Source organism: Oceanobacillus massiliensis str. N'diop (assembly GCF_000285495.1).
GTDB classification, from domain to species: Bacteria; Bacillota; Bacilli; order Bacillales; family Amphibacillaceae; genus Oceanobacillus; species Oceanobacillus massiliensis.
Map to the genome: position 1 here is coordinate 141,150 of NZ_HE610979.1, position 13,531 is coordinate 154,680.

At 36.9% G+C, this 13,531-nt stretch carries 10 protein-coding genes and 1 pseudogene; 2 read left to right on the forward strand and 9 right to left on the reverse strand.

What is annotated here, in order from left to right; all coding sequences use genetic code 11:
• Together OMHG_RS18605 and OMHG_RS14295 are read left to right on the forward strand one after the other, a co-directional pair.
• Positions 1-280: pseudogene (locus OMHG_RS18605) on the forward strand (OLD family endonuclease); the annotation flags it as partial.
• Positions 281-297: 17 nt separating this feature from the next.
• On the forward strand, positions 298-1,479 hold the full coding sequence (locus OMHG_RS14295; protein WP_390621687.1) for an ATP-dependent nuclease: 1,182 nt from the start codon (positions 298-300) through the stop codon (positions 1,477-1,479).
• 232 nt (positions 1,480-1,711) lie between these two features.
• On the opposite strand, the gene OMHG_RS14300 is transcribed toward OMHG_RS14295, so the two are convergent.
• From OMHG_RS14300 to OMHG_RS14340, 9 genes are all read right to left on the reverse strand, one after another.
• A complete protein-coding gene (locus OMHG_RS14300) occupies positions 1,712-3,037 on the reverse strand; it encodes a recombinase family protein (protein ID WP_044476999.1) in 1,326 nt (441 codons plus the stop codon).
• A complete protein-coding gene (locus OMHG_RS19110) occupies positions 2,982-4,265 on the reverse strand; it encodes a recombinase family protein (RefSeq protein ID WP_010651576.1) in 1,284 nt (427 codons plus the stop codon). Before OMHG_RS19110 ends, OMHG_RS14300 begins: the two co-directional genes overlap by 56 nt.
• A gap of 159 nt (positions 4,266-4,424) precedes the next feature.
• The gene (locus OMHG_RS14310) at positions 4,425-5,258 is read right to left on the reverse strand and encodes an N-acetylmuramoyl-L-alanine amidase (protein ID WP_010651577.1); all 834 of its coding nucleotides are present in this window, start codon (positions 5,256-5,258) and stop codon (positions 4,425-4,427) included.
• 1 nt (position 5,259) lies between these two features.
• Positions 5,260-5,670 (reverse strand): phage holin family protein, encoded by a 411-nt coding sequence (locus tag OMHG_RS14315; RefSeq protein WP_010651578.1) that lies wholly within the window; start codon positions 5,668-5,670, stop codon positions 5,260-5,262.
• A gap of 70 nt (positions 5,671-5,740) precedes the next feature.
• Positions 5,741-7,138 (reverse strand): hypothetical protein, encoded by a 1,398-nt coding sequence (locus tag OMHG_RS14320; RefSeq protein ID WP_010651579.1) that lies wholly within the window; start codon positions 7,136-7,138, stop codon positions 5,741-5,743.
• 12 nt (positions 7,139-7,150) lie between these two features.
• Positions 7,151-8,269 (reverse strand): hypothetical protein, encoded by a 1,119-nt coding sequence (locus tag OMHG_RS14325; protein WP_010651580.1) that lies wholly within the window; start codon positions 8,267-8,269, stop codon positions 7,151-7,153.
• A complete protein-coding gene (locus OMHG_RS14330; RefSeq protein ID WP_010651581.1) occupies positions 8,262-10,289 on the reverse strand; it encodes a hypothetical protein in 2,028 nt (675 codons plus the stop codon). The genes OMHG_RS14325 and OMHG_RS14330 overlap by 8 nt, the downstream gene beginning before the upstream one ends.
• A gap of 12 nt (positions 10,290-10,301) precedes the next feature.
• Positions 10,302-10,664, reverse strand: coding sequence for a hypothetical protein (locus OMHG_RS14335; RefSeq protein WP_010651582.1), 363 nt, complete (start codon positions 10,662-10,664; stop codon positions 10,302-10,304).
• Between the two features lies 1 nt (position 10,665).
• Entirely contained in the window at positions 10,666-13,512 is a 2,847-nt protein-coding gene (locus OMHG_RS14340) for a phage tail tape measure protein (RefSeq protein ID WP_010651583.1), read from the reverse strand.
• Positions 13,513-13,531 lie beyond the last annotated feature (19 nt).

Sequence of the window (13,531 nt, forward strand, 5' to 3'; positions counted from 1 at the left end):
ATATCATTTTCTTAAAATTGATTTAGATGGAACAGAGATAGAAAGTGCAAAAATCGAATCTTACAAAGATTGGGAGCAACAGGATAAAAATTGGAATGCATTTGGGGCTTCAAAATACTATAAGATATTCTATATAAATTTCCATGAGATAAAAAAGGAGATTTCTACTAAAAAAACCAGTTGGGGAAATCTAACATCATTTCTTGCGAAACATATTAAAAATACTGTAGATTCAGATAAAGATATGCTAAAGAAAAAAATACTTTTAAAGCTGAAATAAAAGATTCTACTAAAAATATTCTTACAGATTCCAAACTAGATGCTTTTATTAAACAGATTCAAATTAATTATTCAAAGAATCTTAGAAATAACAATTGTAATATTGAATTTGGTTTGCCAGACTATGAAGAAATTTTTTTGGAAATGATGTTCAAAATCGGATTGAATGGCGATTCTGAAAATTTGATACCAATTGAACATTTTGGTGACGGTTATATTTCAATGTTTGTAATGGCTGTAATACAAGCCATAGCAGAAACTAATTCTGATGATAAATGCCTATTTTTATTTGAAGAACCCGAAAGTTTTTTACATGAAAATCACCAAGAGTATTTTTATAAAGTTGTATTATGTGGATTAGCAGAAAATAATCATCAAGTCATTTATACTACACATTCACATAAAATGATTGATATTTTCGATACAAAAGGTTTGATAAGGTTAGAATTCGATGAAAATAGTAAGCAAACTGAAATAAAATATAATAAGGCTAAGTCGGATTTTTCATCTGAAGTTACAGTTTCACAGATTGAGGACGATGAATTAGTAGAACAAGTTAGAGACTATAACAATTACATTAAGATTATCGAGCCTAATTTAAATAAAATAATATTTAGCAGAAAAGTACTTCTTGTTGAAGGTCCAAATGATATGCTGGTATATAAAGAAGTTATAAGAAAAAAAATATTGGAAATAACAAATGATGCAAAGTTTGCAGATGCTTATCTAAATTTTAATAATATAGCCATAATTCCGCATCACGGTAAAATAACAGCACTGGTACTCATCAGGCTTTGCAAGCACTTAGGTCTAGACTTTTTTGTGATTAACGATTTTGATTTTAAGGACGATTTCATCTATAAACTAGATTTTAATACTGAAAATGAATATAAGAGTAGTAATTTTTATAAAAATGAAATCCAAAAAATCCAAGCATATAACCTTAAAGGTGAAGAGTTGAGTGTTACAACAAAAAGAGCAATGATAACAACTAATTGGAGATTAATAAAGGAATCTAAACCTGACCAAATACATTTTAATATACCGAAATTAGAGAATGTAATTGGTTACAATAAAAATGATAAAGATAGTTTTGGGATTTGGGATGCAATAAATAAAAATGAAACTTTTGGTGAAGAGTTAATTCCACAAAAACTAATTGAATTTTTAGAGATAGATAAAATAAAACCCATTAAATAATATGGTAGAAAAGATATCGTATATTTTTACAACTCCATTACTCTTTTCGATTCATAATCAACAAATTGGACGTGAAATTGTTGAACTTCATAATGCATTTTTAAAAATCTGCCACACGAAAATAAAAACAAGCAATAAATTTTGCAGCAAGCACCGGCAAAACAAATGTGTTACAATAAAAAAATTGGCTGACTTGAAAAACACTTCAAATCAGCCATAATTTTATATAGTACTATTCCCCATTGCATTCTATTTCCGTCCCATCCATAAAAGTGACCACCAGTTTTCCACTTTCAAAAATAGTGATGTGATCCAGCGTCTTTAACATAAAATCTATTCCAAATTCCGTAATGTGTTTTGCGTTTTCTGTAATATCCGCGAATTGAACTGCTCGATATTGCTCCAGTGGGTTACCAAATTCAGCATGTGTCTCCCATCGTGCCTTTATCTCATCTCTATTATCAATCAAGGCATTCCAAGCCATCATAAACGCTTGCTCAAGAATGGTCTCATCAACATGCCGATTAGTACAGCCCTGGACTCCTTTCGCTCGGTAGCGTTCTTGGCATTGCCATACTTTTCGGTAACAATCACCTGTTTTCCAACCTCTTCTTGTGAAGGCTTGATTACATGTTCCGCAAATTATTTTTCCTGCAAAAGGATTTGATTCTGGAGTGCGTGAATATGCATTCAAACCGTGTTCTTCGCAATAATTACTTCTACGTTGATGTTCATGCTGCACCGCTTCCCAAATTAGAGGGTCAATAATGGCTTCATGGTTATCCTCAATATGGTACTGTTGAATTTGCCCTTCATTCTTGACTCGTTTCTTTGTTAGGAAGTCCACCGTGTAGCTTTTTTGCAAAATGGCATCGCCTTTGTATTTTTCGTTGAGAAGCATGCTTTGGAGGGTTGTTGCTTGCCATTTTGCTTTTCCGTTCCAACTTTTAATTCCATCTGCTTCAAAAATTCGTTTGATGTGATCGACCGTTTTTCCCGAAAGATACTCTTCGTAGAGTCTCACCACAATCTTTGCTTGTTCAGCGTTCACAATCAGATTGCCATTTCCATCCTTGTCGTATCCTATAAATCTCTTTGTACTCATTCCGAATTTACCGTTTTCATACCTTCTTCGAATCCCCCATGTTGAGTTTTCCGAAATTGATCTGCTCTCATCTTGTGCAAGGGAAGAAAGAATGGTAAGTAGCACCTCTCCCTTAGCATCCAATGTATCGATATTCTCTTTTTCAAAAGTGACCCCTATGCCAAGTTCCTTTAATTCACGAACATAATTTAAACAATCCAAGGTGTTTCTTGCAAAACGGCTAATGGATTTTGTTATGATACGGTCAATCTTATGTGCTCTGCAATCAGCAATCATTCGGTTGAACTCGTCACGTTTTTTTGTGTTAGTACCTGAAATCCCTTCGTCTGCATAGATTCCTGCGAATTCATAGATGGGGTTTTGTTGAATATAATTCTTGTAATAATTCACTTGGTTTTCATAGCTTGATAGCTGTTCTTCTTGGTCTGTTGACACGCGGCAATAGGCTGCCATTCTTATTTTCTGGGGTGTTTGGTTGGTTTCTGATGCCCTTGTCGTAGTCTGTCTTGCGGGTATAACCGTAATACTTCTTGCCATCTATTTTTACCTCCTCAATAACAGTTGGCTCTGTGATATTTTGTTTTGCTGCTTCTTCGTCTGATATTTTTACACCTTTGCAGGTGGATTTTCCCTCTTGCATATAAGTGGAGCACCACCACTCGATTTTCTTATTATGGACCTGCCTTCGCCTTAAGTTTTTACCGCAGTGTGGGCAAATGAGCATACCCGAAAGAGGATATCTATTTTTGTACTTATCAGGTCCATCCGCCCCAATACGTCTTTGTTCCTTACGCTTTTGCAGGATTTGCTGTACCCTATCCCAATCTTCCTTACTTACGATGGCAGGATGGTTTTCTTCTATATAATAGCTCTGCAACTCACCGTTGTTTCTGACAGTAGAATTCCTTCGATTTTCAGGGGTGAATGTCTTTTGTAAAATACAGTCACCTTTATATTTTTCATTTACAAGCATCCCTCTTACTGTACTTTCATGCCATTTTCCTCCTGTTAGCGAAGGGATATTCTCTTTGTTCAGTTGAGCAGCTATTTTAAATACACCAAAGCCTCCAAGGTACATATCAAAAATTCTGCGTACTATTTTCGCCTGTTCTTGGTCAATGATTAAATCGCCATATTCATCTTTGCCATATCCCATGAATCGTGTTGTGTTGATAAGCACCTCGCCACGTTCAAATTTCTTTTTAATAGTCCATTTGTTGTTCTCACTCATGCTCCTCGATTCTTCTTGAGCAAAAGAAGAGAGGACGGCAAGCATCATCTCACCGTCCCCAGATAAAGTATTGATATTTTGTTCTTCAAAGAAAATCCCAATTCCTAGTCCTTTTAATTCTCTTGCAACCTTTAGAACTGTTACAGTATTACGGGCGAATCTTGAAACAGATTTTGTAATTATTAAATCAATTTCCCCTTGTTTTGCTCGTTCAATCATAGATTGGAACGCTGGCCTTTTTTCACTGTATCCAGAGATACCTTGATCCGCAAACACACCAACAAACTCATAATCTGGGTTAGTCTTAATCAGTTTTTCATAGGTTTCAGATTGATTTACTAGCGAATCTTCCTGTTTCAAACTGTCTGTAGAAACACGTGCATAGGCACAAACTTTTAACCTCTTGGGTTTCAAGAGTTCTTCCTTCGGTTTGATAATCTTCACTCGCATTTTGCATCCTCCTTTCGTTTTGGTAGTACTATACATCACTCTAAAACCTTTATTTATCAAGCATTACAACCGTTTCTACCTAAATAAAAATCCGTCTGACTAAACAGATATAATGAAAAAAATAAGGTCGGACAAATATACAATCTGCCCGACCTACTTTTAAATTTTCTTTGCAAAGTCTAAGGAAATCCAACCATTTCTTTTATCTGAGTAAGATTTTAATAGTCCCCATTTCTTAGCACCTTTTCCTTCAGCTTCTTCGACAATGGTAAATACACCTTTACCTGTGTATTTTCCCATTGTGCTGTGGTTGGTACCAGGACCTTTTCGAATATTTAAATCGCTAATGGAAACACGTACAAGATATGGTTTGAATGCTGTTGCTGTTTTATTTTCATCTGTTACTGTTGACTTCAATTTTTTAATGCCATAATGCTCGGCAATACACGCTGCTTCTTCCTCTGCTAGTTTCTTAAGATTATCATCTTTCAATAGCCAATTTGTAACTACAGAATTGGTGTGGAAAGAATGCTCCAGTATTAACGCAGGAGTTCCAACAGCATTAGCACCGCGCAACACTCCGTAATACTCACCATTATTCCCACGGCGCGTGGCAGTTCTGCCGGACTGCTTGGTTCCAATAACCTCCTCCACGACTTTTGCAAGTTTCAGACCGACATCATCTGAACGACCATTTAATAGTACATAGGCAACGGGATAATCCACCTTCTCATTCATGTCATTCCCCGTAGCATTTGAATGCAGAGAAATAAAGAGACTGCATCCTTTTGATGCAGCCCCTCGTTCATAAAGACCTCTATCCGTTTCTTGATTATCTCTAGTAGTTACGACTGAAATTCCATAGCTTTCAAGTTGTTCTTTTAAATATAAATGAAGCTTCCACACCATATCAGATTCGTAATAATTCCGGTTACCTGGGGAACGATTGTACTTCCCATAGTGCCCCGCATCAAGACAAACTTTAATCGCCATACTATTTTTCCTCCTCATCTTTATCTTTTAGTTGCGCTAATATATCCTTTAATTTCTTTGGTACTGGTAGTCCAATTAATGCTGCATTTTCGATAATACTGATTCCTTCATTTGAGATATAGAAGAAAATAACTGCCGTACGGATCACACTTCCACTTTGGATAAGGTGCATGTCGATCATATGACCGATGCCTACAAGACAGAAAATAAGAACCTTCTTGAAAATACCCCTAAAGCCGATTTCTGATGACAACTTCTTCTCAATCACAGCAACCATAAATCCAGTAATGTAATCAATCACCACGAAGGTCACTAAAGCATAAAGAAACCCATCAAATCCGCCCAGGAAATAACCCAGAAATCCACCAATCGCTGCAAATCCGATTTGAATCCACTCCGTGACTTGTTTCACTCACATCACCTTCCATTCCTTTTTGTATGAAAAAAGCAGCCATCCCCAAAAGGACAACTGCTCAGTCAAATTATTGTATTTCGTGTAACAAATAAGTGATTTTCATTGTTTTATCTGCCGTTTTAGTAACTGCAGTTGATAAATTATTGATAGTAGCAAGATACGGTGTAATTAGCCATAACCCTTTATAAAGCTTATAGCCACCATAATCTTTCCTTCCAAAAGTAATTCCATAAGGACCGTATTGGAATACTGGTGTGCAGCAGTATTCCAACGGATTCCCATTAGCCGTTTTCTGAACACGATCATCGGCATAAATGATAAAATCAGAACCACAAATGATATCCGATAGCCTAAAAATATAGGTGTAACTATAATTTGGTGCGTACATACTAGATGTAAATCCAAAGGAAATCTCCGTAATATCAGCACTGTTATTGGCATTAATTTTATACATACCTGTTTTGTCATACTTCATTACATACAAATAACCATTTCTCATTGCACTTTGCACATAACGGTATGGATTTGACGCATAACTTACATGATATCCGATTTGATAAATCTGAGCGTTAGTCAATGTCCAACTTCCCTCTGTAAAGGAATAATCAGATTTTTTTATCTTAATCCATTTGATTTTTGCACTTCCACTTGAATTTGATGTTCCTAAAAAGCCATACCAGAATCCATCTTCTCCATCAAAGAAATCAAAATATCCATAATTACTAGAAGCATTCGGATTGATAAATTCAGAAGGTGTTATGCTTATTGTCTCAAGTATCTCATCTCCATCTTGAAGCAAAGTAAAGTTCAGTCCTATCTGTCTAAAACACTTTCTGATTTTCTTTATCAAAATCTGATTTGTGTTGTCCATTGAAATACTATAAAAATAATTTCCTTCAAAGTTCACCTCGACTACATCAATATATCGACTGGCAATCTCTCCGGTTTTTTCATATTCCGCATTTTTCATCTCTAGGAGTTTAGAACTTGTTCTAAAGGCATCACCCCAGTAACCGATTCCAGCATTGCGATGGGTCAAGGAAATCGCTGAAATTGTGCCGTTTGCCTGACTTGTCGCAAAATCCCATACATATTTATAACCATTTTCAATTTTTCCTGATTCCGCTATATTCAAACTTCCACGCATAGTGTTTGCATTCGGATTGACCTCCATATTTGCATAACCGATACAAGGGTTATCAGTCGGTGCATAGATATTATTTACATTCTCCACTAAAGGGTCATTAAAAAGAAGGATCCCTCCCATCGCATATCCAGCTATCGGCAGAATATTTTCAGTCCATGTGGTACCACCTTCATTACCAATGTTAAAAAACATTCCTTCAATATTACTATCAAATACTTGGGTTACTGCGTTGGTTACCATATTTTCATCTTTAATACTTTCAATCTCCCCAGTATTTATATCCGTAAGGACAATTTCTGTCATTCCAACAATCTTCACTTTATCGCCTCCTTAATTTAGATAGTGAATGGTTATATTATTTACGTAACTACCTTCAGCCAAATTGAATCGAAACTTCATCTGACCTGTAGTTGCAAAGAGGGCCCACGCATCTGTCCCAATGCCTTCTACGGTTAATCTCGTCATACCACTTTGAGTTTCGGACAATTGCGACCATATACTGTCAACATAGGCATACCAACTAATTCCTCCATCCACAGAAACCGCAAAAAGAGTTAAATCATCTGAATCAATCGTTACATTTTCAATTCCTTTTATAGTACTATCTGCCATTGATACATTTTCTGTATATACCGTCTGGTTTGGAGGTAAAGCAGTCACACCCATTTGAATAGTAGGTAGTTCATTTTCTGAGTCTTGCCAAAACAAAATACCTGGACTTATGAGATTCATAAGCAATGATTCCACTGGCAAATCATCTATTCCATAGGTTTGAAATAATTCTGCTGTGAGGTCGGTAACATTCTCAATTTCAACTAGGGTTTGCTCTTCATTATTAATATCAATGGTATAGATTCTTCCATCTATATCTGAAACTAGAAACTTCCTATTATAAGGCGGTTCTATTGGAATTAGTCCATACGTCATTTCATAGTCGCTACCCGCTTCATTTAAACTAGTGAAAGTTACTTGTACCGTTGCACCAGCAGTAATAGCAAAGGATTTTGTACCACCTGAACACACTAACTGGCTTGTACCAAGATAGCTAGTATTGGTAGGTGCTTGAATCACATTAAGAAAAATATCTCCTGTATCAAAAAGAAACACCTCATAACAGAGAGCTACATCTGATGAGGTGCTATTGTACCGTGAAAAACCATCCCATTTCATTCGAAGAAAACGAAAGTGGTTAAAGAGCGTTCCTTCTTCTCGCCAAAAGTTATACATCTTTGCATCTCGTCTGCAAACCTTCAGTTGCTCACTGGAACCACCAAAGCCGAACCAACTGTTACCATTGATATAGATTTTTGTGGCAACCACATTATTAAATTTAAACCAATCAACTCCATCAATTGTTAACGTAGAATCATCATAAGCCGTGTTTTTAACCAACTGCACTAGGTTGACTGTAGATGCAAGAAGCTGTTCCAAACTATTATAATTAGCCATTTACAACCACCTCCAAACCATCTACTCTGCTAAACTGCTCTGTATTGGCAGTCACTTTACATAACCTACCTCTATCAATCAACAACTCCGAACTGATAAAACTGTAATTTGTTTGTAATTCAAATCGATCCACAGTATTCACATATTCAGATGAATACTCCATCTTATTTTTATCTGACACAGTGATCGTTTCCTTAATAATGACCGGATTCACTTGTAGTCCCTCTTCGAAAGTAGCTACTGGCATACCACCAAGAGAAAGTAGCTGATATCCTTCAGTAATGTTCGACAATGTTGGAGTGAGGAATTTGTAATTAACTTGATCTTCAAACGATATTGGATTTATTCCACCTCCAGCACGAACTGTTGGTAATTCATCAGATAACTCCAAGCGACCATCCCAAGTTTTACTAGCCGCCAACCCTTGTCCACTTATGGCAGCAATTGCTTGGGACCTCTCAATTTTGGCTGTGCCACCAGTTATCTTAAGCCTTACCCGAAAAGTGTTATAAGTACCTGCTTTCAATCCAGTAAGCGGATAATACAAATTCAAAATATGGTCCCCAGATCCAAGAGTTTCCTTTGGGTGATAAGTTGTAATTGTAAAATCATTGATACTATAAGTAACTTCAATTACTGCCTTACCATCCTCACTCCAAGAAAGCGTGAAATTCTCATCTTGTTTAATTTCTGCACCACCCTCAGTAAGAGGTGGAATCGTTATCGTTCCTACTGCTTGTCCTATTTTTTCAACTACGTCTGCTTTCACATTTAACAAAATAGAAGCATTGAATTGTGCATCCGTATCTTCATTCGATGCAAACTCAATGCTGATAATATCTGTGTTTATTGTAGAAATCGTGAAGGGTGATGCATTTAAATAAGAATGCACAACAATTTTTCCCGCTTCTATTTGATTGAGAAGACCTGTAATATTCTTATCGTTTTTACTTTTTGCTCTTGAAAGCCGTGGATTTTTTCCAACACATTTCAAAGTGTGCTTTCCGTTTATTCGATACGTTATTTTTGTGATCGTTGTAATTTGTGTTTCATCGGCCTGTCCGCCTGAAAAAGTGATGATATCTCCTAAATCCAATGCAGGATTTCCAATCGTTGTGCTATCAAAGGGCAAATAATTAATCAACGAAAGATCGTTTAAAATATTTTCAAGAATGGTCGTCCTTGTTTCTATCAGACCAAACTGCAAAAGAGGATTCACACCAAGGTTCATGGTTAATGCATCATCAGTTTGCAACGCATAATATTCACTTTGCTTAGTTCGAATGTTGGTTGAATTAATCGCTGTATATCTCGTAACGAAATCCGAGAAACTGCTGGAAAATCTCTGCGTATTAGGAACATCCATTACTGAAACATTTCCATACTTTCTGAATTCTAGTTTTCCTACTCGATTGATGGTTGCAAAACATCCTAATACTTGTGCAATGTAATAGATTAAATCGCGCCATGTTTCGATATCATTTTCAGTGTAAATACCAAAAACAAATGCACCATTTGGCATACTGTCTATTTCTTCTTTTGTTTGAGCCATTTCGACTCCACATTTTTCACAGGCCAACGCTATAAAATCATGGGGAGTACCATTTGAAACCTCAAATGAAAAAGATTTGTCAAATCGTAACATATAATCATACGCTTTAATCTCTAGACATTTGACGGTCCTGTTCGCTTCCGTAATTTCATAAACCCCCATCGGTACCGTTTCATAAACATCTAAAGCTATTTCTAAATGGAAGAACAATTCTATGGTTCCATTTTCCAAACTATATCGGTCGATATTTGAAAATAGTGTAATACCTAGTTCAGCGGCATAAACAGAACCAATTTCAATTTCTGTACTGCCGCTGCATTGATTACTAATGTAGCCGCTCCCTTTAACAATCTCTTCATTAGTAAAAGAAAATTCTCTTCCATCTTTTGTCGTAATCTTCCCGTCCCAATAATAGCTTCGAGTGTTATCCTGTATGGCATTTTTGAATTGTTCGCTAACCGCATACATGGATATCACCCCCTAGAATTCATTGATCGTAAAGTTCACTTTCCAAAGACCTAAATTGGAAGTATCCTTTACAAGACTTACCTTGTATCCATCTATAAACATTTCTGTTTCTTTCACATCCAACGTATTCGGATCGAAGAATTTAACAGTAATGCTATTTAATTGTTTAAATTCGGTTAATCTTTTCAGCCATTTTGAGCTAACAGAAAAAGAAACAGAGATGATATACATCCCTGTTCTGACAATGTCCCTTTGAGTTGTTCCTGCTTCGGTTTCCCCACTGGCATCAGACTCCACATCTTTCATATCCACTTCATAAGAATCAGGGAGAGGTAGATCTGTTCCGTTAAAATTCAGATATTGAACAAATGCCATATTATCTTCCTCCTGACCTTAAATTCTGTCTTGTCTGTGCGTTTACTACGACCTCATCGATCAATGTTCCTCCAAGATAAACAGGTATAACAATGTCTCCGTTTGCTCCTGTATTTTGGATTGTGCCAATACTCTCTCTGATATTCCCCATGATGCTATTCAAGTTTTCAAGAGATGCCGTTTGCGAAGTTTGAGCTTTTGTGGTCGGCAAGTTGGGGCTAATGACCATCTCTTGTGCTACACCCTTCACTGCGGATGCCACCAGACCACGGCTTCTTTCAATTCCCTTAGCCAGTCCGCTCATAAAGTCTGGCATCCAAGATTCATAATCTGTAAGTGGTCCTTCTTCTGGAACAGAAAAGTGAAGAAATGACCAAATTTTATCTGCCACACTTTTTACTGCATCTCCGACTTTTCCAATACTGTTTCTAATTCCTTTCACCAATCCATCGATGATATCCGTCCCCCATGAATATGCTGAGGAAGCCAACCCTTTAATAAAACCAACCGCCTTATCAAAGCCGCTCTTGATAGAGTTATAGATATTGCTCATGCTGTTTTTGATTCCAGTCCAAATGGAACTAAATATATTAGAAACAGTTGATTTGATTGAATTCACAACTATGGTCACTGTATTTTTAATAGTGTTCCATACCGTAGAAATAGTATTTTTTATACCGTTTACGACAGTAGAAACCGCAGAACTAATTCCATTCCAAACTGTCGTAACCACTGTTTTTACGGCATTCAGTACGGTGGTAATGGCCATCTTGATTGCATTCCAAGCTGTAGTAAGAAAAGTCTTCATCGTATTTACAACTGTTGTCACTACTGTTGAAATGGCATTCCATACCGTTTCAAAAACTGTCTTAATCACATTTAGTACTGTTTCTATAATGGTTTTATAAATATTGAAGTAAGTCGTCACAATGGTTTTAATGACTTCCACCACTGTTGTAAATACCACCTTGATTGCTTCCCATATTGTAGTAAAGACTACTTTAATCACATTTAATACTGTTTCTATAATAGTTTTATAGATATTAAAATAAGTCTCAACAATCGTTTTAATGACTTCTACAACTGTTTGGAATACTGCCTTTATTCCATCCCATACTGCTACAAAAAAATCTTTGATTGCATTCCATATCGTTTCACATGCTACTTTAATTTCATCCCAATGAGTAATTAGAAGCTTTCCTATAGCAATAACTGCAACAATTGCCGCAACGATGGCAAGGATTGGCCAACCAACACTTGCAATAATGGGAATAAGTCCTGAAAGAGCGGGACCAACTACTGTTACTAAACTCATGATGGCACTTATGCCTGTAGCTACTTGTCCAATAATGATTAACACAGGCCCAATTGCGGCTACAATACCAGCAATCAGTAAAATCATTGTTTTTGTTCCCTCACTCAATCCTGAGAACCAGGTTGAAAAACTACTGATTTTTTCTGCCAAAGACTGAATAATTGGAGCAAGTACACTCATGATTGTATTACCTAATTCAATAGCTGTATTTTTCAACTGATTCATTGCGATGTTGATTGTATTAGAATTGGTCTGTAACTTTTCAAATGCTGCATCAGTAGAACCTGTAGCGTCCCTCATTTCTGAGAGGGTACTATTAAATTCTTCAGCACTATCTCCAAGAAGAATAAGTCCGGCGTTACTAGCTTCAGAGCTACCCCAAAGGTCAGTAAACGCAAGCCCCTGTTCCTTAGCAGCACCATTTATTATCTCTAGCACATCTCCAAGGCTTTTTCCCTCTGCCATCAGTTCAGAAAAGGATTTACCTGTTTTTTCTTTGAGTGTGTCCGATACCTTTGTTCCTGATTTTCCTAGTTCGTTTAACATTGAGTTCATATAAGTTGTCGACTCTGCCGTTGCAACACCGTTCGATGTCATAATGGCATAACCTGTTGCTACTTGATCTAAAGCCACACTGTTTGCTTTTGCAGTCGGGATAATTTTACCCATAGATGCGGATAATTCCCCTACCGTTGTTTTACCTAAGTCTTGTGTTTTTATTAACGTATCACTGACATTGGTTACCTCACTTGCCTCTAGTCCATAGGAGTTCATAATTGTGGTAAGAACGTCAAGGGCACTTCCTGCGTCTGCAAATCCTGCCTTTGCAAGTTTAGTAGAATTGGTTACAAAGTTGACCGCATCACCTGTCTGTTGCCCTGATGAAATGGCATCATAAACATTTGCTGCAATTTCTGTGGCACTAATTCCCGTCTGATTGGATAATTCTAAAATGGATTTTTCCAAATCATCCAGTGGAACCTGGGCAGTATCAGCAATGGTAGATACTTGTGCCATGGCATCTTCAAAATCCATGGCTAACTTGGCAGATGCCCCTCCTACCGCTGTAATAGCAGCCGTTAATGGGAGCATTTTGGTCCCAGCATTGGTAGCTGCTTCTCCAAAAGCACCAATCTTATTTGAAGCTTCACTTATATTTGCCATTACTACATTGGTATTTCTCGCCTGTGATTCTAAGGCACTTAAACTCTGCTCAGTTTCGATAATCTCTCGTTGAAGGGCATCGTACTGTTCTCTAGAAATATCTCCCCTTGCAAGTTGTTCATTTGCTTGACTAGCTGCAGTTCTTAAGGTTTCCAACTTAGTCCTAGTTCCACTAATTGCATCTGAAAGAAGTCGTTGCTTTTGGGCCAACAGTTCCGTATTCGTAGGATCTAATTTCAGTAACTTTTCAACATCCCTCAGCTGGGACTGCGTACCCTTTATTTCAGAATTGACTCCTTTTAAGGCCGTAGAAAGTTTGGTAGTATCTCCGCCTATTTCAACCGTTATCCCTTTAATGCGACCTGCCATCAGTTCTCACCTCCTATGT

Coding starts and splice junctions, on each gene's coding strand:
- OMHG_RS14325 (WP_010651580.1), bottom strand. CDS start 8,269: ATGGCTAATTATAATAGTTTGGAACAGCTTCTTGCATCTACAGTCAAC.
- OMHG_RS14340 (WP_010651583.1), bottom strand. CDS start 13,512: ATGGCAGGTCGCATTAAAGGGATAACGGTTGAAATAGGCGGAGATACT.
- OMHG_RS14335 (WP_010651582.1), bottom strand. CDS start 10,664: ATGGCATTTGTTCAATATCTGAATTTTAACGGAACAGATCTACCTCTC.
- OMHG_RS14310 (WP_010651577.1), bottom strand. CDS start 5,258: ATGGCGATTAAAGTTTGTCTTGATGCGGGGCACTATGGGAAGTACAAT.
- OMHG_RS19110 (WP_010651576.1), bottom strand. CDS start 4,265: ATGCGAGTGAAGATTATCAAACCGAAGGAAGAACTCTTGAAACCCAAG.
- OMHG_RS14300 (WP_044476999.1), bottom strand. CDS start 3,037: ATGGCAGCCTATTGCCGCGTGTCAACAGACCAAGAAGAACAGCTATCA.
- OMHG_RS14330 (WP_010651581.1), bottom strand. CDS start 10,289: ATGTATGCGGTTAGCGAACAATTCAAAAATGCCATACAGGATAACACT.